The following is a 21,318-nucleotide window of genomic DNA, read 5'->3' on the forward strand; positions in this document are numbered from 1 at the left end:
TGTGAAACAAGTGAAGATTCAATCAAAACGCATCTATCTTTCACCGCCTCATATGGGAGAGAAAGAACAATCTTTTATAAAGGAAGCATTTGAAAAGAACTGGATTGCGCCAGTAGGTCCAAACATCAATCTTTTTGAAAAAGAACTTGCTGATTATGTAGGTATAAAAGGGGCGGTTGCATTGAGTTCAGGTACCGCTGCTCTCCATTTAGCTTTGCGGTATCTTGGAGTTGGGGTGGGGGATACTGTTTTTTGTTCCACTTTTACATTTGTTGCCAGTGCAAATCCGATTTTATATCAAGGAGCTGAACCTATCTTTATAGATTCTGAACCAGATAGCTGGAATATTAGCCCGGATGCCTTAAAATATGCTCTTAGCGAAGCTGAGAAAAGCGGGAAACTTCCAAAGGCTGTAATAGTCGTTAATTTGTACGGTCAAAGCGCTGATATGGACCCTCTTTTAGAAATATGCAATCAGTTTAACGTTCCAATTATTGAAGATGCCGCTGAATCATTGGGGGCCACCTATAAAGGGAAAGCAAGTGGAACAATTGGAGAATTTGGAATCTATTCCTTTAATGGAAATAAAATTATAACTACCTCAAATGGCGGAATGTTAGTTTCAGATAATCTTGAGGCACTGGAAAAAGCGCGTTTTTGGTCAACACAAGCAAAAGAAAACACGAAGCATTATCAGCATAAAGAAATCGGGTATAACTACCGTTTAAGTAACATACTTGCTGGCATAGGCAGGGGGCAGTTAATGGTTTTAAACGACAGAATCAATTCCCGCAGAAAAATATTTCAGAATTATTTTTCCGAACTTTCAAATATTGATGGGATCGCATTTATGAAAGAGGCTAATTTTGGCAGGTCCACCCATTGGCTGACTGCATTGACCATAGATCCGGATATTACTGGTACAACCGTTGAAAATATTATAGATGCATTGGAGGCACATAATATTGAGGCACGGCGTTTATGGAAACCAATGCATCTACAGCCGCTGTATAAAACGAATAAATATTATCCTCATGAGAAAGAAAGAAGCATCTCTGATGAGTTATTTGATAAAGGCATTTGTCTTCCGTCAGGCTCAAACTTAACGGAAAATGAACAGAGCAGAATTATCGAGCTGATAAAAAATGAAATACATTAAAAGAATTTGCTTTCCAATTACCTTCATATAAGAATCTAAGTCTACTTTTAGCAAACATCTTTTCATTATATGAATAACATGTTTAGTAAGTAGGAGTGATTAGATGGACATCAAAGAAAAAATACAAAAAGAAATGATCAGTTTTACTTGCAACTTTAATTTTAGAGTAGCGACTGTTGGCACGACCGTCAGAGAATCCCAGCCATTTGCAGTATTGCCTAGGCGAAAATCATTAGGATATGAAGCTATAAACTTTTTAGTTATAGATCCAACTTATGCAGAGGAATGTTTTAAATTATTAGATGGAAATGTTCAATATATCTTAGTGGATATAGAATCCAAAAAAACGATTGACCTTATGGAAATCGCTAATAAAACTGTAAAAAAAGCAAAAATAGTATCTTATAAACCAAATGACACAACTTTAGAAGCAGCTGATATGTTTTTGAGAAATTACTTCCGTGACAACTTGAAGGATAAAAAAGTTCTAATATACGGTGCAGGTAATTTGGGTTCAAAACTTTCACTGAGATTAGCTGAGAGAAGAGCAAGAGTATATTTGGACTCAAGGAATAAAGAAAAAACAAAAGAAATAGTAAATGCCTTAAATTATTTAATCCCTAAATACTCAAAAAATCATATTACAGCGATACAAAATTACGATGAATTAATAAATGAAGTCGATATTCTGATTGCCTTTACATCAGCATCAAATGTTATATCTCCTCTTTATTCCCATTATTTAAAAAAACATAGTCTAGCGTTAGATGGAGGAATTAATAATTTCACTTCAGATTTCATTATTGAAGCTAACAGAAATTCAGTTGCCTGTTATAGATTAGATGTAAGAACGGCATTTCCTCATTCTGTGTTATATCTAAGCAGCTATACAAGAGATTTTTATCAAAATATCCAAGGAGAGTCAATGATAGGAAATATTAGGTTAGTTGCAGGCGGTATTATTGGAAATGAAGGGGACATTGTAGTAGATCGAATCAAAGACCCAAAACAGATTGTAGGAATAGCTAATGGAATAGGGGGATTAAAACTTGAAAGTGAATACTCAGACAAGGAACGAAAAAATATAGAACGAATTAAAAACACAGTTCTTCAGAGTTAATTAGAGAAACTAAAAAAATGATTTCTCAAATGTGAATTTTTGAGAAATCATTTTTTTTAGTTTGAATGATTTTAAATTTAGAAGTAAGCAGTGTTATTCGTTGGCATCATGTTGATAGGTTGGAACAATTTGTTTAAGACAGGTTTTAATGTTACTCTCCTTCTGATCAGTCTCTTCCAAATGAATCACTTGTTTTAGTTTATCAAGAGACAAAGACAAGTCTGTCTGAGAAATATAACTAGGTTTTGCAATAAAGATAAGCTGATGCTTTGAAGCCATATTTCCTTCCTCAGAAGTAAGTAATTCTTCGTACAATTTTTCCCCCGGACGCATTCCTGTGTACTCAATCTTTATATCTTTATCAGGTATCAGCCCTGATAATGTAATTAAATCTCTAGCCAGATCACTAATTCTTACAGGCGTACCCATATCAAGAATAAATATTTCGCCGCCTTTAGCGAAAGCGCCAGCTTGAATCACAAGCTTTACTGCCTCCGGTATTGTCATAAAGTAACGAGTCATATCAGGGTGGGTAACTGTTACCCGTTCTCCCTCTTGAATCTGTTGTTTAAATAGAGGGATCACACTTCCTCTGCTTCCTAAGACATTTCCAAATCGAACAGCTGCAAATTTAGTATTGCTTCGTGTATCTAAATTTTGAATAATCATTTCAGCAATGCGCTTCGTTACACCCATTATACTAGTTTGATTAACCGCCTTATCGGTAGAAATTAAGACAAATTGTTCTGCGCCGTATAGATGAGAGCATTCAGCTGTATTTAATGTACCAAATACATTATTTTTTATTGCTTCTGCTGGATTATATTCCATTAAAGGAACATGCTTATGAGCTGCTGCATGAAACACCACATTAGGGTGATGAAATGAAAAGACATTTTCCATTCTTTTTCGATCTTGAATATCCGCAATAATAGGTTCGCAAGTGATTTTTGGAAAAAGACGTTTAATTTCATTTTCGATTGTGTAGATGCTGTTTTCTCCATGACCTAATAAAAGTAATTTTTTGGGATTGAAATTTGAAACCTGACGGCATATTTCAGATCCAATTGATCCGCCCGCACCAGTAACTAAAACGACTTTGTCAGTTACATACTCTGCTATGCCATCTAAATTTAATTCAATAGGTGGTCTGCCTAGTAAATCTTCTACCTTAACATCTTTTATCATATTTAAAGTGATTTTGCCGTTTAAAATATCGCTGATTTTAGGAAAAATCGTTAGTTGTATGCTGTTTTGTTTGCATACTGTCACTATTTCTGCAATTTGGGTTCTGGGAGCTGAGGGTATTGCGATTATAACAATGTCTATGGCATATTTTTTTACAATTGACATCAAATCTTTGCTGGTTCCGACTACTGGAAGCCCCATTAGCTGGAGATTTAATTTAGCAGGGTCATCATCTAAAAAGGCGATTGGGTTTAAAGAAGAATCAGATTTTAATTCTTTAACGACTAATGCACCTGCACTCCCCGCTCCAACAATTAAAACTTTCTTATCTTCTAATTTAGTATTCTGTTTGCGCTCCTCTAATATTCTAAGTGAAATTCTTGAGACAAGTAGAGCAAGAATTATTATTATCCAAGTTATCAGCAATATTGAATGAGGGATTGTCAGCTTAAGAAAGAACATATTTAATAGAAAATGAACCACATGGACTAGCAAAAGGGATTGCAAGAGTCCTGCTGCTGTTATGGCTAATTCTCGTATACTTGCATATTTCCACATCAGGTTATAAAACTTGAATATATGGAATATACCGATGATTGACATCCAAAAAAGTATGAATATATATAGAATATTGGACGAATTTAATTCTGAATTTATACCATAAATCAGAAAATAAGAAGCTAACACAGAAGCTAGAATGATAAAGGTATCAACTAAAATGAATAATATATTTCTTTTTTTCTTGCGCACATCTAAACCTCCAATAAAACTCTTCAAAATCTATTATCGTGATGATTTGAAGGATTCTTATATGTCAAAAAATTTGAAACAGAGATATTTGTAAGATTATTAATAGACAATTACAATCTCCATAACGTAATACCTTCAGGACAAGATGTGTGATCTAGTACATTCTTAATATCAAGAACAATTCCTTTTCCATTAAGCAATAAGGATTGAACGCCTTCCCAGCCCCTTTCCTTATACTGCTGATGCGGCACAGCCACAATTACAGAGTTTCCTGGCTGCAGATCGTTCAAGGGATAAAGGGATAGATCATACTCCTCCAATACTTCTTCAGGATCTGCCAGCTCATCGGACACTTGAACTTCAGCTCCAGATTGATTTAGCTGCTGGATCATATCGAAAACCTTTGAATTTCGAATGTCTGATATATTTTCTTTAAAAGTAAATCCTAATATCGTAACTCGGGAACCTTCGATGCTGATTCCGGTTTGGGTCATTAGCTTCAGGAGGGAAGAAACAATAAATTGACTCAAACCTTCATTCACTTTTCTCCCTGTTAAAATCATCTCTGGATGGTAACCCATGTTCTCAGCTTTAGACGTAAGGTAATAAGGATCAACTCCAATACAGTGTCCGCCTACAAGCCCAGGCGTAAATTGAAGGAAATTCCATTTTGTATTCGCTGTTCTTAAGACTTCGGATGTATCAATTTCAAGTTCATGGAAAAGCATGGCCAGTTCATTCATTAATGCAATGTTGATGTCACGCTGGATATTCTCAATGATTTTAGATGCCTCTGCCACTTTAATGGAAGGAGCGATGTAAACTTTATCAACTGCGGTTCTGTATAGCTTTGCAATGGTATACATGGCTTCCTTGTTTTGGGCTGAAATTACTTTCGTGATGCTTTTAAACGTATGCTCTTTGTCTCCGGGGTTGATTCTCTCAGGAGAATACCCGACAAAAAAGTCTTCTCCAGACTTTAGTCCTGACTGTTTTTCTAAAATTGGAATGCAGATTTCTTCAGTTGCGCCGGGATAAACCGTAGATTCATAAATAACTGTGGTTCCTTTTTGCAGCTGATTTCCGATGATTTCAGAGGCGGAAATTAAACAGCTTAGATCTGGTCTCTTAAATAGATCTATAGGGGTAGGAACTGTAACAATAATAAAGCCGCACTCTTTAAGCATGACAGGGTCTTCAGTAAAAAGAATGTTAGCTCGATTCAAAACTTTCTTAGAAACTTCACCTGTATAATCTACGTGCTGCTTCAAGGAATTAACTCTCTTAGAGCTAATATCGAATCCGATAACAGGAAATTTTTCCGAAAAAGCAATCGCTGCCGGAAGTCCGACGTACCCAAGTCCTACAACCCCAATTTTATTGGGCAAAGGATTTAATCCATAATATTTTTTATACCAATCAACAAATTTTCCAATTCCTTCTTCAACTGTTGTTGCAGGTTTAAAATCAACGTCACGCATTAAATCATCTACGTCTGCATAAGTTGCAGGAACATCTCCCGGCTGAAGAGGAAGCAGGTTTTTTTCCGCTTTCTGCCCTAATTTATCTTCTAGGACTGAAATAAAGTGCATAAGATCGACCGGCTGATTGTTTCCGATATTATATACTTTGTAAGGGATATGTTCTGGATGATCAGAAGCAGCAGGTTTTTTTTCAATTAATCGGACAATGCCTTCAACAATGTCATCGATGTAGGTGAAGTCACGTTTCATTTCTCCATTATTAAATACACTGATTGGCTCACCGTTCAAAATAGCGTTAGTGAATTTAAACAAGGCCATGTCAGGTCTTCCCCAAGGACCATATACTGTAAAGAAACGCAAACCTGTTGTTTTAAGTCCATATAAATGACTATAAGTATGAGCCATTAGTTCATTCGCTTTTTTAGTGGCTGCATACAAACTAATGGGAGTATCCACAAAATCATTTACGGAAAAAGGCATTTTTTCATTTGATCCATAAACGGAGCTTGATGAAGCATAAAGGAGATGGCTGATTTTATGATGACGGCAGGCTTCAAGAATAGTCATAAATCCAACAATATTAGATTGGATATAAGCATGGGGATTATCGATGCTGTAACGAACACCTGCCTGGGCCGCAAGATTGACAACGCTTGAGGGCCCATGTTCTGAAAATGTGCTTTCTATTAAGTTTTTGTCTTCCAATGATCCATAAATAAAAGTAAAGTTATCGTGATCTTTTAACAAATTCAGCCGCGAATGCTTGAGTTCTGCATCGTAATAATCGTTTAAATTATCTATTCCAACTATTGAATAGCCGTCCAGCAATAATCGATTTGATAGATGATAGCCTATGAAACCGGCGCATCCTGTTATGAGAATCTTATTAGATTTAGACATAAAACAGCTCAGATCCCTTCAAAGAAGTCTTAATACTCCTTGTATATGAAGGAACTGCAGTATGGTTCATAAATCTATGAAAATTGGGGAGTTACCTAATAAATGATAGAGAACCGGGTTATTTTTTGGAAAATCCATGGGAATTATATAATTTTAGTAGTGGTTTATAAAAGGTGTTCCTAAGAATGTGGTATAAAGGAAAAGAAATATGGTCCAGGTTATGAAGAGATTGGGGATGATAAAGAATTATGGTTATCCTTGCACTTTTAATCATTCTTCTTTAAGATTAAATACAGTCAATGGTTCATACATTGATTGCTCAGTTATGAACAAAAATGAAACAACTTATGAAAACATATGTAAAAACGTTCTAAATTGATTGCTTACGTTTTCATAGTATCGTATCATTATGTACATAAATTGCAAATTGGTGACATTTTACTTTGAAAATTGTAAATGCTAATTATATATAGATATGGATTTAGAAGGAGTGTAATAAAATGAATAATATTACAATTTACGATGTAGCCCGTGAAGCTAACGTTTCAATGGCTACTGTTTCCCGGGTAGTCAATGGCAACCCGAATGTGAAGCCAACAACAAGAAAGAAAGTATCAGAAGCAATTGATCGTCTCGGATACCGTCCGAATGCAGTTGCGAGAGGTCTTGCCAGCAAGAAGACGACAACTGTCGGCGTTATTATCCCAGACATTTCAAGTACATTCTATGCAGAGCTTGCACGCGGAATCGAAGATATAGCAACGATGTACAAATACAACATTATTTTAAGCAACTCTGATCAAAACCGTGACAAAGAATTGCACCTTCTGAACACAATGCTCGGCAAACAAGTAGACGGCATTGTCTTTATGGGCGGTAATATCACTGACGAGCATGTAGAAGAATTTAAGCGCTCTCCTGTACCGATTGTCCTTGCAGCTTCTATTGATTTAAACGAAGTTACACCTTCTGTTAATATCAATTATGAACAGGCAACATTTGATGCCGTTTCCATGCTGATAGAAAAAGGCCATAAGCGAATCGGCTATGTAACAGGACCGATGGAAGAGCCGATTAATAAAGAAAAGAAAATGAGCGGGTACCGCCGTGCACTTACAGAAGCAGGTCTTTCCATTGATGAAGATTTGATTACTGAAGGCGACTACACATATGATTCTGGTTTAGAAGCTTTTGAGAAAATCAGTGAATTATCTAATAAACCGACGGCCATTTTTGCTGGCACAGATGAGATGGCTCTCGGAGTGGTTCATGCAGCACAAGATAATGGCTACGTCATTCCTAATGATATTGAAATCATCGGTTTCGATAATACTAAATTAGCAACAATGGTACGCCCTCAGCTGACAACCGTTGTTCAGCCAACATATGACATTGGGGCTGTTGCCATGCGCTTATTAACAAAGCTCATGAATAAAGAGGAAGTGGAAAATCACATTGTTGAGCTTCCGCATCGCATTGAAGTTAGACAATCAACTAAGTCTTAATAATTGGCAAAAGCATCGGTTAAATTTAGCTGATGCTTCTTTTTTAGGTATTTAGCTGCATAATCTTTATCGGCACTAAATAATGCGCATAAATCGGAAATGATTCATGCGCATTATTTTGAATTACAATGTTTTTCTGTTTTTGCCTTGCTCTTGCCGCAATGGGTAAAGGGCTTTTGCAACCGTATGAGCATTTTTCTCTTCGATTTCAAGTTTTCTCGGAATGGCTTTGTATTGATCTTTGGAGTCCTCCCACTTAGAAGGCAGAGTTACAGGTGCCTCTGTTTGCCATTGCGTTATCCATTCCTCTGGAAGCGCCCCGTTCGCAGGAAGCTGTTTCATTTGCAGCCAAATCATTGCCCATGCCCGAGGCACGACTCTCCAAATATCATAGCCTCCGCCGCCAACCGCAATCCATTTACCGCCGCAGTAGGTATCTGCGATTTCCTGAGCCAGTTTAGGAATTTCTTTAAAAATAGCTGTTGTCGTTGCAAAATGTGTCAAAGGATCATAGAAATGAGCATCTGCGCCATTTTGAGTAATAATGACGTCAGGCTTGAAAAAATCCGCAATTTCTCTGATTGATTGACGGTACGCGTCGTTCCATGACTCATCCTCTGTGAATGCATCCAGCGGAATGTTAAATGAATACCCATAGCCCTGTCCTGCACCGCGTTCTGTTACATTGCCCGTCCCAGGAAATAAATAGCGGCCAGTTTCATGTATGGATAGTGTACAAACATTAGGATCATCATAAAATGTCCATTGAACGCCATCCCCATGATGTGCATCTGTATCAATATATAAAACCTTCGCTTGATATTTCTCCTGAATATATTTAATAGCCACAGAGCTGTCGTTATAAATGCAAAAGCCTGAAGCTTTTCCCCGAAAGCCATGGTGCAGACCTCCGCCGAGATTTAAAGCTCTCTTAGCCTTACCCTCCATGACGTGTTCAACTGCCGTAAGGGTGCCTCCAACTAGCAGAGCGCTTGCTTCGTGCATGTTTTTGAAGATAGGTGTATCCTCGGTGCCAATTCCGAAATTCAAAGCTTCTTTTTGATCTATCTGACCTGCCCCTGCTTTTTTTACAGCTTCTATGTACTTTTTGTCGTGGACAAGTGCCAGCTCTTCATCTGTTGCAATTCTTGGAGCAACAAGGTCCTCCTCTTGAAGTGCATTCATTTTTTTCAGCAAATCATACGTCAGTTCAACTCTCAGCTGATTAAAAGGATGATCTTGGCTGAACTTGTATTGCTGAAAAAGCGGAGAATAGATGAAAATGTTCTCTTTCATGATGAGATCCCCGGTATATTCGGCCATAAAACCATATAGCCTTCTTTATCAAGCTCAGCTATGAGTGACATTGGGTTCATTGTTTGAACTCGGAATACGAGAACTTTGAATCTTTCGTCGCTGTCAGGATAAACGAGAATACTTGCAATATTGACCTTGTTTTTTCGAAAGACATCAGACACTTCTGACAGCATTCCCGCGACATTCGGCACTTTCACTTCAATTTGAGATCCTGGCTGATTTGCCCCGGTCAGCTGAACAAATGTATGCAGAAGATCTGTTTCAGTAATGATGCCCACTAGTTTACCATGTTTAATGATAGGCAGGCAGCCGATTTTATGTTCATAGAAGATAGAGGAAATCTCCTCTACAAAATCAAGAGGGTGGCCTGTAATGACATCCGTTTTCATGATTGATTTTAATGGCTTTTTCAGTTCCTCTTTGTTGTCGCCAGGCTGGAAAATAGAAGGACTCGCATCCTTTATATCGCGATCTGTGACGATGCCGGCTAACCGATCGTTTCCGGCTACAATTGGTATATGACGAATATGGTGCTCTGCCATTGTTTCAATCGCTTCTGCAATTGTCGCTTCAGGCGTGAGTTTCACAATATCTTTTTTCATGATTTGTTCAACTATCATTCCCATTACCCCTTTGTTATCAAGCTTGGACAAAAGATGATCAGTACATAAAACGGTTCTTAAATCTGAGCTGATCAAACTTCTGGATGGATTCTTGATCAACTCTTTTTCCGATTTTAGCCATGAGGCAGTTTGCAGGGTGAGAGCTGATTTCCGGCTCATCTGTCGCAAACCACTCCAATCCTCCGGCATTCATCATTTTCTCCATTACTTTCCTGTATTCCCATACATTCAGGCCTGTTCCCTTTAAGTCCCAATGCCAATAATACTCTGTTGTAATCGTAATATAATCTTCCATCGCGTCGTCCATCATCGAAACCCGAAGCAGGTTTTTACCGACAGAGTACCCTCGATATTCAGGGATGACTTCAATTGCACCAAGCTCAATAAGGTTTTTCATGTTACCTTCAGACCATCTTTCAAGTGGATCAGGATACAAATATGTAACATACCCGACAATGGTATGGCGATTTCTTGCAATGATAATTCTGCCTTCTGGCAATCCGGCTATTTCTATTAAAGCCTTATGCTGCTGTGCAGGCTGCCTAAAGGCAACAAGGTCATGATGGAAATCAAGGCCGGCCAGCTTTTCCGCTTTAATCGGTCCTTCAATTATCAGGGTCTCTAGAGGAGTTTTAATTTCTTTCGCATTATATGTTTTAGGATGTTCCATTCATTCACCGCCTTCTTTTGATGCTAGACTTATATCTATTATACTAGAAAATTTAACGAGTGAAGCGTTTACATTAAAAAACTGTGATTTTTTTAAAAATTGAGAAAAGGTAAAATCTGTTCTATAATAGAGGATGTAGATACTGAATAAGGGGGAGTTAAAAGATGAAATTGGAAGCGCTGCCAGCAACGAAAGGGAATCACAATTTAGAAGATTACACAAAGTCATATGAAAGTTTTGATTGGGCAGAAGCTGAAAAACATTTTTCCTGGTCAGAAACAGGACGGCTGAATGCTGCTTATGAAGCAATTGATAAGCATGCAGAATCCTTTCGGAAAAATAAGGTTGCCTTGTACTATCGCGATCCTGAAAGAGAAGAAAAATACACGTTTAAAGAGATGAAAGATTTCTCGAATAAAGCGGGTAATGTTCTCAGGCAGTGCGCGGATGTAGAAAAGGGCGATCGTGTATTCGTCTTTATGCCAAGAACTCCGGAATTATATTTTACAGTGCTCGGAGCGATCAAGCTTGGAGCGATTGTTGGTCCTTTATTTGAAGCGTTTATGGAAGGCGCAGTGAAAGACCGTCTGCAGGACAGCGAGGCTAAAGTCATCGTGACAACTCCAGAACTGCTTGAGAGAGTTCCAGTTGACGAACTGCCGTCGTTAAAGCATGTTGTGCTTGTTGGAGAAAATGTAAAAGAGGAAGGCACTTACATAGATTTCTTAACAAGAATGAAAAACGCCAGCAGCAAACTGGAAATTGAGTGGGTAGAAAAAACGGATGGCCTGCTGCTTCATTATACATCTGGGTCTACAGGCAAGCCTAAAGGTGTTCTTCACGTTCATCAGGCGATCATTCAGCATTATCAGACAGGCAGCTGGGTTCTCGATTTAAAAGAAGAAGATGTCTATTGGTGTACAGCTGATCCTGGATGGGTAACAGGCACGGTGTATGGAATTTTTGGACCATGGCTGCATGGTGCTTCAAACGTTATCGTAGGCGGCAGATTCAAGCCTGAACAGTGGTATGAAACGATTCAAAATTACGGCGTCACCGTCTGGTACAGTGCTCCAACTGCTTTCCGTATGCTTATGGGTGCAGGCGATGAACTAGTAAAACAATTTGACCTCAATTCACTAAGACACGTTCTTAGCGTAGGGGAGCCGTTAAACCCAGAAGTTGTCAGATGGGGTATGAAAGTATTTGATAACCGTATTCACGATACGTGGTGGATGACTGAGACGGGTGCACAGGTAATCTGCAACTATCCAAGTATGGAAATCAAGCCTGGTTCGATGGGCAAACCGATTCCTGGTGTTGTGGCAGCGATCGTCGATGACCAGGGGAATGAAGTGCCTCCATACCGCATGGGAAACTTGGCGATTAAAAAGGGCTGGCCTTCGATGATGCATACAATTTGGAATAACAAAGAAAAATATGAGTCCTATTTTATGCCTGGCGACTGGTATGTTTCCGGCGATTCCGCTTATAAAGACGAGGATGGCTACTTTTGGTTCCAGGGCAGAATTGACGATGTCATCATGACGTCCGGTGAGAGAGTTGGACCATTTGAGGTAGAAAGCAAGCTTGTTGAACACCCTGCCATTGCTGAAGCAGGCGTTATCGGCAAACCGGATCCAATTCGCGGTGAAATCATTAAAGCATTCGTTGCTTTACGCGATGGATACGAAGCAACAGATGAACTAAAAGAAGAAATCCGAAACTTCGTTAAAAAAGGCCTTGCAGCACATGCAGCACCTCGTGAAATCGAATTCCGCGATAAACTGCCAAAAACTCGAAGCGGAAAAATTATGCGCCGTGTCCTGAAAGCATGGGAACTTGATTTACCGACAGGCGATTTATCTACGATGGAAGATTAATAGATTTATTGTGAAAGCTTGCAGCGGATTCTCTGCAAGCTTTTTTTGTGAAATGAAAACCCCGGGCTAGGCCCGGGGTTCCAAAAAGCTTTCAGCGTGGTATTAAAAAAACTTCCTCATGGTGCTAAAATATTTTTGGTTCGCCAACCAAAATATCAGCACGGAGGAAGTCCTATGTCAAAAGACAATAATAGTTTAGCACACACTACCTGGAATTGTAAGTATCACATCGTTTTTGCACCTAAGTATAGAAGGCAGATTATATATGGGAAAATCAAAAAAGATATTGGAGAAATTCTACGCAAATTATGTGAAAGAAAAGGTGTAGAAATTATTGAAGCAACAGCATGTAAAGATCACGTACATATGTTAGTGAGTATACCACCAAAACTAAGTGTATCCGCATTTGTCGGTTATTTGAAAGGTAAAAGTAGTTTAATGATATTTGACCGACATGCAAATCTGAAATATAAATATGGGAATCGTAAATTCTGGTGTACAGGATATTATGTAGATACCGTCGGGAGAAACAAGAAGGTAATAGAAGAATATATACGCAATCAAATTCAAGATGATATAGTGGCAGAACAATTAACGATGATGGAATACATTGATCCTTTCACCGGAGAAGAAGTAAAGAAAAAGAGACGAAGTTAAAAGGGAAGAAGGCCTTTGAGGTCTGGCCGGTAGAAGTAGTACAAATGGCGAACCCTTCAGTAGCCCTTTAGGGTGTGGTCAGTAACAAAGGCTTTCAGCCGCAGAGAAAACCACCCGTTCTCACGGGTGGTTTTTATTTTCAAGATCAAAGAGAGGAAAATCCTTGAATTTTTTAATAAAACTATGTTTTAAATAATCATATAAATTTGTGTGCACTGATCAGGAAAAGGATAGGCAATTGACTTTTCACCACTCCAGTTCATTAATAAAATCAGGTTAGATTTTAACAATGTTTGAAATAGAGTTTCCTGGTATTTTGAAAACATTTATAAGTTTCAGCATTAAATTGATTTATAAAAACAATTTTTTCAATAATCGTTGACAATTTTCAGAATTTATTATAAATTCTAGTTAATCGATTAAATAACAGCGAAGGTTGATATGATTTGGACAAAATAACAAAAGCAACCCTTAAAGATGTAGCAAAATTAGCAGGTGTCTCTACAGCAACTGTTTCAAATGTTACTAATAATACGAAATATGTAAGTGAAGATGTAAAGAAAAAAGTAATGAATGCAATGAAAACACTTAATTACCGTCCGAACGCTCTGGCAAAAAGCTTAAGAGTGCAAGAAACAAAATTAATCGGAGTCCTAATATCAGATATTACTAATCCATTCTTCTCGAAAGTGGTAAGAGGGATAGAATACGAAGCAAATAAAAATGGATATAATATTCTGTTATGCAATACGGAATCAAACGTTAAGAAAGAGCAGGAGTATTTGGAAATCTTAATAGGCAAAAGAATTGACGGATTGATTATTTCTTCATCAGGAAATAAAGAAGAATATATTAAAAACCTTGAAAGTGCAAATATCCCAATTGTTTTTTTAAACCGTTCTCCTGAAAGCGCTTTAATGAAAACCGTGATGACAAACAATATCCGAGGATCTTATCTTGCAGCAGAACATTTAATCAACCACGGATATGAAAAAATCTCGACAATATCAGGCCCTCAAACCTACAGTACCGGCAGAGACAGACTGATCGGCTATAAAAGAGCGATTGAAGATTATGGTTTGTCAATTGATGAGAAAATAATAAAAACAGGCAATTTTGATATCGAAAGCGGGTATCAAATGATGAAAGAGCTGATGAATAGCGGTGAAAAGATAGAGGCCTGTTTTATAGCTAATAACTCTATGACATTAGGAGCTTATAAATATCTCAAAGAAACAGACATTAAGATAGGACGCGATCTTGCAATAGTTGGGTATGACGAATCCGATTGGGCTGATATAGTAGAACCTCCTTTGTCTACAATCAGTCAGCCTGCCTACGAACAGGGAACACAAGCTGCAGAGCTTATAATCGCTAATTTGAATGGGAACGAGTTTACAAATCAAAGAGTGATTTATTTAGAACCCAAAATGATTGTTAGGGAATCTTGCGGCTGTAAATTTGAGTAACGGAATTTTATAATGGAAAGTTAATCGATTAACTGATTTCGTACCATAATCTTACGTTATCATTTAATTGTTTACTAATAAATAGCCAATGCTTAGGAGGATGAAAAATGAAAATTATTGTAGGAGGAGACCATGCAGGTTTTCCTTTAAAACAAGAAGTTGTAAACGCTATCAAACAATTAGGCCACGAAGTTGAAGATTTCGGCTGTTACAGCAGCGAACCGATTGATTTCCCGGATATCACAAAAAAAGTGTGCGAGGCGATTTTGAACAGGGAAGCTGAAAGAGCTATATTAGTTTGCGGAACAGGTGTTGGAGCGTGTATTGCAGCAAATAAAATACCAGGAATCCGTGCATCTGTCTGTCACGATATTTATTCTTCTCATCAGTGCGTTGAACATGACGATGTGAATGTTATGTGCATAGGTGCTCAAATTATTGGACCAGTTATTATGGCAGAACTAGTCGAGTCATTTTTAAGCGCAACTTTCAGTACAGAGGAAGAATTCAGAAGAAGGGTTCGAAAGCTGCATGCAATGGAAAATGAATATGCACATAAGATTGTGAATTTAAAAACCAATTAAAGGGGGAGCCATAAATGAAAAAGCAATTAAAAACGTATGGAAGCTTATTCATTTCATTACTATTGCTTGCATTATTGTTAACAGGTTGCGGCGCACAATCATCTGGAACAGAAGCCTCTGATTCATCGAATACAGCAAATGACTCAAAAAAAACCGTTATTAAATTAGGGCATGTTACCAATGATCAATCAGCGATTCATAAAGGTTCTATTAAATTCAAAGAAATTGTTGAAGAAAAATCAGGAGGCAAAATTGAAGTTCAGGTCATACCTGGAGGTCAGCTCGGAAGTGAAAAGGATCTTGTGGAGAGTACGCAATTGGGAACCATTCATATCACAATACCATCTGCTGCGGTATTATCAAATTTCATACCTAAAGCTACAGTGCTAACTCTGCCTTATATTATCGAAGGCAAAAATGAAAAAGAAAAATATGAAAACTTTCAAAAACTAGCAAAAACAGATGTGTATAAAGAGATCGCCATTCAAAGTAATGAAGCAGGATTAGAGATTTTCCCTGAAGCCGTTTGGTGGGTTGGAGATCGCCATGTGACGACGAAAGACAAAACTATTGTAACTCCGGATGATATTAAAGGATTGAAAATTAGAACACCTGATGCTGCTGCCCATACTGAACCCTTTAGGTTATTAGGAGCCAATGTTACGCCAATGAATATTACAGAAGTATATATGTCTCTTAAAACCGGCACAATTGAAGCTCAGGAAAACTCTATTAACCAAATTTATACGAATAAATTTCAGGAAGTGCAGAATGTTGTAAATTTAACTGGCCATATGACACAAAATGAGCTGCCTGCAGTTAACCTGGCGTGGTGGAAGGGATTATCTGATGAAGAGCAAATAATGATTTCAGATGCGATGACCGAGTCCGGAAAATATATGTCAGAATTGCAATTAAAAGCAAATGAGGAAGAATTAAATCTTTTGAAAGAAAGCGGTATGAAAGTAGTGGATGTTGATGTCGAAGCATATCAAGAAGCGACAAAAGATACCTATAAAGCTTTTGAAGATAAATTAGGAAAGGGATATTACGAGAAAATTATTGATGCTCAATAGGCAGTATAAAAATTCCGCTGGATACTTTCCATCTGTGATGTATCCAGCGGAAATAAGGAGGTTCAACGATGACTCGAAGAAAATGGATGTTAAAACACGTTGAAGAAATAATAGCCAGTCTTTTTTTTATCATAATGTGTATAGCAGTTGCACTTGGAGTGTTTGCCCGTTTTTTCGAACTGCAGATCGTTTGGACAGATGAACTCGCCAGGTATAGCTTTATTTGGACCGTTCTAATGGGTTCTGTAGCTGCACTAAAAAGCAAAAAACATATAGCCATTGATTTTTTGCTAACACTTCTGCCAAAGAAAATCCAAAAAAGCTTCTATTTCTGCATACAAATTGGCTTGCTCATTTTATTTGGATTTTTGATTTTGTACGGTTGGACTATAACGAAACAAACTTGGATCGTTCCAACAACAAGTTTAGGGGTACCAACCGGATTGATCTATTTATCAGTACCTGTTTCTTGCGGACTAATGTTTATATATACATTGTTTGACGCATGCAGGGTATGGAGAAGAGACTGGACTCTAAACAACAATATGAACAAAGGTGTTGAAATCTAAATGTTAATTATATTGATATGCGGATTATTGGTATTATTGTTACTTGGAGTTCCTGTAGGTTTTGCTTTATTAGGTTCTTCTCTTATAGCCGTTTTTTTTGGAGGATCGATCCCTTTAGAAACACTTCCTCAACGGCTTGCACTAGGACTGGATTCTTTTCCGATTTTAGCGATACCTCTGTTTATTTTGGCAGGCGGACTTATGGAAGCAGGGGGAATTACAAAGCGATTAATTAACTTTTCAGAAACACTAGTAGGGCATATTAGAGGAAGCTTAGCACATGTCACTGTTGTATCCAATGTTTTTATGTCAGGAGTATCAGGTTCAGGTGTCGCGGATGCTGCAGCAACTGGAACAGCCTTAATACCTTCGATGATAAAAAGAGGTTACGGGAAAGGATTTGCATCAGCAATACTGGGCGCAAGTGCTACAGTAGGGCCGATTATTCCACCTAGCATTCCGATGATCTTATATGGCAGTATAGCAGGAGTTTCAATCGGAAAATTGTTTCTAGGCGGTGCAATTCCAGGCTTGATGATGAGTTTGTCTTTGATGGTTATCGCATACATAATAGCCAAAAAGAGAAATCTGGAAAAAAGAAATAGAGCGAGTATCAAAAAAATATTGCTGGCTTTTAAAGAAGCAATATGGGCCCTCTTAATGCCAGTGATTATCATATACGGCATTTTTTCAGGATTATTTACAGCAACTGAATCCGCAGTAATAGCTGTTATTTATTCGTTAATTATCGGTCTCTTTGTCTACCGGGATCTTAAGTGGAGTGAAATACCAAAAAAATTATTAGAGTCTGTTAAAATGACAGCTAGTGTTGGCATCATTATTGCCGCTTCAGCACCATTTGCATGGATTATGGCTTTTGAACAAGGTCCGCAAAAGCTTCTTGGGTTATTTCAATCAATTTCAGATTCATCTATCGTTATTTTACTATTATTAATGGTCATATTACTAATTCTAGGCTGTTTTTTAGATGGAACAGCTATTATTATTATCACTACACCAGTTGTGCTTCCCTTACTGACTCAATTTCAAATTGACCCTTTGCATTATGGCGTTATTCTTGCCATTAACGTTATGATTGGTACAATAACTCCTCCAGTTGGCGTCATTATGTACGTAGCAACCGGAATTTCAAACAGCAGCATCATTGAATTTACTAAAGAAATCATCCCATTTTTATTGACTTTAATAGGATTACTGCTATTGTTTGTTTTTGTTCCAGAAATCATTACCTTCCTTCCAGACTTATTTATAAAAGAATGATGGGTTTAGAAATTGTGCAATAAAGGAGGTGGAGAGTATTGTTTAAGCCGAAAATAATCGTTATAGGCAGCATAAATATGGATTTAGTAACAACATCAACATCATTTCCAATGCAGGGTGAAACGATCAAGGGAATAGATTTCAAGACAATTCCAGGAGGCAAAGGAGCAAATCAGGCTGTGGCTGCTGCAAGACTTGGTGCCGACGTGAGGTTAATAGGCTGTGTAGGATCTGATGATTTTGGAAAAGAGCTAAAGTCCCACTTACTTAAAGAAAATATTCAAGTAGAACACGTGAACGTTGTTCAGAAATATCCGACCGGAATTGCGTCGATTACAGTCAGCAATCATGATAACAGCATCATTGTTGTTCCAGGAGCAAATGATTGTCTTACTCCAGAAATAATAAATGAGAAAGAGGAATATATAGCTGAATGTGACCTTTTATTACTTCAATTGGAAATTCCGCTATCCACAGTCATGAAAGCTGCGGAAATAGCAAAGAAACATGGAGTGAAAATCCTTTTAAATCCAGCTCCTGTTCAGCTGATTCCCCAAGCGCTACTAGAAATGGCTGATTATCTGACACCTAACGAACATGAACGAACCTATTTTAACGATGATAAAAGTATTCAAGACAAACTAATTGTAACTTATGGATCAAAAGGTGTTAGATTTAATGAAAATGGAAACGAAAAACAAATTGGTGCACATAAAGTAAAGGTAGTTGATACTACAGGTGCAGGAGACACTTTTAATGGAGCATTAGCTGTTTCTTTAAGTAAGGGAGATACTTTGGAGCAGGCCTGCTTATTTGGAAATGCTGCTGCTGCGCTAAGTGTGATGAAATTCGGAGCGCAGTCCGGAATGCCATTCAAAGAAGATGTCGAAAAGTTTTTAAAAACTTCTGAACCTGGATAAAAAACATTGCTGATGGCAGTGTTTTTTTTATGGTGAGATGGATTTATAATATTTTTTTGTAAAATCAAATGAAAGGTACAAAAAAAGTTTTAATTAAACTATGTTCTAAATGAACATAATAAAATCGTGTGCTCAGACATAAAAAGTGGAAGGAATCGGTGTAACTTTCAAATCATTTCGGCAAAAGGCAAAAATATCCATTTAGGAAAACAATTTCGAACAGAGGATGGATAGTATTAAAATAAGTTGATATTAAATTCGCATATCCAGATAAAAAAAGTTAATGAATACTGATTATTATGTTATGTAAACAAGATTGGAAAGAGGGTTTATAGAGAGAGGCGTACATCTTAAGTGATGAAATAATATAAAATATTCTTTTGTTTGGATAAAAATATCGGCTGACAGATAGATGACGAATTATGAAATAATTTAATTAGATTCGCAGTTGTAAAAAATAAGTTATTAAAGAAATAATGTAATAAATAGCTTTTTTGTATTTTGTCTCACTTTCTTAAGTTTACTCTATATATGAGACAAGAAATATAATCTAACTATTAACTACCTATAATATATATTATGTAAACTAGAAAATATGTTAAAGTGCCATAAGTTCATTCTTGTCCGTTGGCAAGATTGTACCTACATTAGTGTAATGAAAGTCCCTACAATAAAAGATTTGTGGAATAAATACTCTCCATTATTAAGTATTTGAAAAGTCGTAAAAGAACCCTCCAGATATCCGGAAGGTTCTTTTTAACTCATGTTTTTTGCCATTTTATCTGATATATTATCATAGAGATTTATTTACCAGCTGGCTTTTTTGACTCCTGGAATTTGACCTTTATGAGCATATTCTCTGAAAGCGATTCTTGAAAGTTTAAATTTTCTTAAGTATCCTCTCGGTCTTCCGGTTACTTCACATCTGTTTTTTAAGCGTGTTGGAGATGAGTCTCGAGGCAGCTTCCTAAGAGCTTCCAAATCTCCTTTTTCTTTCAGCTCAGTACGTAATTCTCTATATTTCTCAACTAATGCCTGACGTTTTTTCTCTTTTGCAACTTTCGACTTTTTTGCCACTGCTCTCAGCCTTTCTTCATAATTTATTTAATAATTAAATCGTAATCATTACGTCTAAATATGGATGAATTAGATTATCGTCCTCTCAGTTAGACGAATTCTTAATTTTAGAAAAATCAAGGTTCTACGTGCGCATAATACTCAAGTAACAAACAGAAAATATTTCATCTTTTGTTTTGTCTTCTCCTGATTTTTAATCACTTTCTCTGTATAGTCGATCCATTTATGTTTGTCTATTCTTTTGTCCAGTTCGTGGTTTATTTCATTTTCAATCTTCTTCATCAATCTAAATGTTTCATCCACTGTCATACAAAAATGATTAGCCGCTTGCTGGAATGGAGACCTTTGGATAAGAAGGTTTAAAAACTGCTCCTTTGTCTCACATTGTGAAGCCAGTCTATCTTCCAAACTTTCAATGTATTGATACAGGTTTTTTTTCTTCGGAGGCAGCCCTGCTATAATGCTCCGTGTTAAGATATTCATTAGCTTTTCGTTCATCACTGTCACCTCTCATACATGATATCAATCTATCCAAGTAAGAATGATTACGATTATAACCTTCTGCTTTCCTAAATTCTAATCATGTACATCATGTTAAAGCTATGATAAGAATAATGTAGATTTAACACTGCCCAATAATCCAGCTAAAATTAAATTTCTACATCCTTTTTCAAAATACCGCCTTTTTTCAATCCTTAAAATGAAATTTTAAAAAGAGTAATTATGAAAAAAATCTTAAAATAGGGTTAATAATTTGCAATAGGTATCTCCCAGTCAAATGGATCCTCAAGTTTGTTCCAGTCGGAATCAAATTCATCATTTGTAAGTAAACATTTATCCAATAGCTTCACAACATCACGTTCGTTCATATCTACCCCAATAAACACAAGCTTTGTCATTCGATCTCCGAACTCTGGATCCCATTCTGCTTGTATATGAGGGTTCTCTTTCAAAAGTGCATCCCGTTCAAGTACGGGCAAAGTTGCTGCCCAATAAGACACGGGTTCGATAATGATAGAAGGGCCTGCTTGTGAGACAGAAAGGGCAAGTTGATTTCTTGTAGCACACCAGGTTTTGATTAAATTA

General features: G+C 37.2%; 19 protein-coding genes and 1 pseudogene. 11 read left to right on the forward strand and 9 right to left on the reverse strand.

Annotated features, from left to right (window positions below; translation table 11 throughout):
• Nucleotides 1-52: 52 nt before the first annotated feature.
• Together CYJ36_RS06240 and CYJ36_RS06245 are read left to right on the forward strand one after the other, a co-directional pair.
• The gene (locus tag CYJ36_RS06240) at nt 53-1,159 is read left to right on the forward strand and encodes a DegT/DnrJ/EryC1/StrS family aminotransferase (protein ID WP_101566506.1); all 1,107 of its coding nucleotides are present in this window, start codon (nt 53-55) and stop codon (nt 1,157-1,159) included.
• A gap of 103 nt (nt 1,160-1,262) precedes the next feature.
• Nucleotides 1,263-2,279: a hypothetical protein gene (locus CYJ36_RS06245; protein ID WP_101565938.1), complete on the forward strand. Its 1,017-nt coding sequence runs from the start codon at nt 1,263-1,265 to the stop codon at nt 2,277-2,279.
• Between the two features lie 93 nt (nt 2,280-2,372).
• Here the strand turns inward: CYJ36_RS06245 and CYJ36_RS06250 are convergent, their stop codons facing one another.
• The 3 genes and pseudogenes from CYJ36_RS06250 to CYJ36_RS24305 form a co-directional block, all read right to left on the reverse strand.
• On the reverse strand, nt 2,373-4,217 hold the full coding sequence (locus CYJ36_RS06250) for a polysaccharide biosynthesis protein (RefSeq protein ID WP_101565940.1): 1,845 nt from the start codon (nt 4,215-4,217) through the stop codon (nt 2,373-2,375).
• A 110-nt stretch (nt 4,218-4,327) separates the two neighbouring features.
• Complete coding sequence (locus CYJ36_RS24300; protein WP_257962421.1) at nt 4,328-5,605, reverse strand: nucleotide sugar dehydrogenase; 1,278 nt, start codon at nt 5,603-5,605, stop codon at nt 4,328-4,330.
• Between the two features lie 3 nt (nt 5,606-5,608).
• Nucleotides 5,609-6,601, reverse strand: a pseudogene (locus CYJ36_RS24305) (NAD-dependent epimerase); the annotation flags it as partial.
• 500 nt (nt 6,602-7,101) lie between these two features.
• On the opposite strand from CYJ36_RS24305, the gene ccpA reads away from it, so the two are divergent.
• On the forward strand, nt 7,102-8,106 hold the full coding sequence (gene ccpA / locus CYJ36_RS06260; RefSeq protein WP_101565944.1) for a catabolite control protein A: 1,005 nt from the start codon (nt 7,102-7,104) through the stop codon (nt 8,104-8,106).
• 123 nt (nt 8,107-8,229) lie between these two features.
• On the opposite strand, the gene CYJ36_RS06265 is transcribed toward ccpA, so the two are convergent.
• Genes CYJ36_RS06265 through CYJ36_RS06275 form a run of 3 tightly spaced genes read right to left on the reverse strand, consistent with a single transcriptional unit; the run spans nt 8,230 to nt 10,716 of the window.
• Nucleotides 8,230-9,402, reverse strand: a complete 1,173-nt coding sequence (locus CYJ36_RS06265) for an acetoin utilization protein AcuC (RefSeq protein WP_257962404.1) — start codon at nt 9,400-9,402, stop codon at nt 8,230-8,232.
• Nucleotides 9,399-10,043: an acetoin utilization AcuB family protein gene (locus CYJ36_RS06270; RefSeq protein ID WP_101565946.1), complete on the reverse strand. Its 645-nt coding sequence runs from the start codon at nt 10,041-10,043 to the stop codon at nt 9,399-9,401. The genes CYJ36_RS06265 and CYJ36_RS06270 overlap by 4 nt, the downstream gene beginning before the upstream one ends.
• A gap of 40 nt (nt 10,044-10,083) precedes the next feature.
• Nucleotides 10,084-10,716 (reverse strand): GNAT family N-acetyltransferase, encoded by a 633-nt coding sequence (locus tag CYJ36_RS06275; RefSeq protein ID WP_101565948.1) that lies wholly within the window; start codon nt 10,714-10,716, stop codon nt 10,084-10,086.
• A gap of 164 nt (nt 10,717-10,880) precedes the next feature.
• Between CYJ36_RS06275 and acsA the strand changes: the two genes are divergently transcribed.
• From acsA to rbsK, 8 genes are all read left to right on the forward strand, one after another.
• On the forward strand, nt 10,881-12,599 hold the full coding sequence (gene acsA / locus CYJ36_RS06280; protein WP_101565950.1) for an acetate--CoA ligase: 1,719 nt from the start codon (nt 10,881-10,883) through the stop codon (nt 12,597-12,599).
• 174 nt (nt 12,600-12,773) lie between these two features.
• Nucleotides 12,774-13,256 carry an IS200/IS605 family transposase gene (gene tnpA / locus CYJ36_RS06285; protein ID WP_101565953.1) on the forward strand — a complete coding sequence of 161 codons (483 nt, stop codon included), beginning with the start codon at nt 12,774-12,776 and terminating at the stop codon, nt 13,254-13,256.
• Between the two features lie 446 nt (nt 13,257-13,702).
• A complete protein-coding gene (locus CYJ36_RS06290; protein WP_101565956.1) occupies nt 13,703-14,725 on the forward strand; it encodes a LacI family DNA-binding transcriptional regulator in 1,023 nt (340 codons plus the stop codon).
• Nucleotides 14,726-14,832: 107 nt separating this feature from the next.
• A complete protein-coding gene (locus CYJ36_RS06295; protein ID WP_101565958.1) occupies nt 14,833-15,309 on the forward strand; it encodes an RpiB/LacA/LacB family sugar-phosphate isomerase in 477 nt (158 codons plus the stop codon).
• Between the two features lie 14 nt (nt 15,310-15,323).
• On the forward strand, nt 15,324-16,385 hold the full coding sequence (locus tag CYJ36_RS06300; protein ID WP_101565960.1) for a TRAP transporter substrate-binding protein: 1,062 nt from the start codon (nt 15,324-15,326) through the stop codon (nt 16,383-16,385).
• Nucleotides 16,386-16,453: 68 nt separating this feature from the next.
• Entirely contained in the window at nt 16,454-16,954 is a 501-nt protein-coding gene (locus CYJ36_RS06305) for a TRAP transporter small permease (RefSeq protein ID WP_101565963.1), read from the forward strand.
• Nucleotides 16,955-18,235: a TRAP transporter large permease gene (locus tag CYJ36_RS06310; protein ID WP_101565964.1), complete on the forward strand. Its 1,281-nt coding sequence runs from the start codon at nt 16,955-16,957 to the stop codon at nt 18,233-18,235.
• 38 nt (nt 18,236-18,273) lie between these two features.
• Nucleotides 18,274-19,155, forward strand: coding sequence for a ribokinase (gene rbsK / locus CYJ36_RS06315; protein WP_101565965.1), 882 nt, complete (start codon nt 18,274-18,276; stop codon nt 19,153-19,155).
• Nucleotides 19,156-19,962: 807 nt separating this feature from the next.
• On the opposite strand, the gene rpsN is transcribed toward rbsK, so the two are convergent.
• The 3 genes from rpsN to CYJ36_RS06330 all read right to left on the reverse strand — a co-directional run bounded on the left by rpsN (nt 19,963) and on the right by CYJ36_RS06330 (nt 21,311).
• Nucleotides 19,963-20,232, reverse strand: a complete 270-nt coding sequence (gene rpsN / locus CYJ36_RS06320) for a 30S ribosomal protein S14 (RefSeq protein ID WP_101565966.1) — start codon at nt 20,230-20,232, stop codon at nt 19,963-19,965.
• Nucleotides 20,233-20,373: 141 nt separating this feature from the next.
• Nucleotides 20,374-20,730, reverse strand: coding sequence for a hypothetical protein (locus tag CYJ36_RS06325; protein ID WP_101565968.1), 357 nt, complete (start codon nt 20,728-20,730; stop codon nt 20,374-20,376).
• A 248-nt stretch (nt 20,731-20,978) separates the two neighbouring features.
• Nucleotides 20,979-21,311: a GTP-binding protein gene (locus CYJ36_RS06330; RefSeq protein ID WP_101565970.1), complete on the reverse strand. Its 333-nt coding sequence runs from the start codon at nt 21,309-21,311 to the stop codon at nt 20,979-20,981.
• Nucleotides 21,312-21,318: the final 7 nt, after the last annotated feature.

Origin of the sequence: Bacillus sp. UMB0893 (assembly GCF_002858905.1) — a bacterium.
In the GTDB taxonomy this organism is placed as follows: domain Bacteria; phylum Bacillota; class Bacilli; order Bacillales; family Bacillaceae; genus Bacillus_P.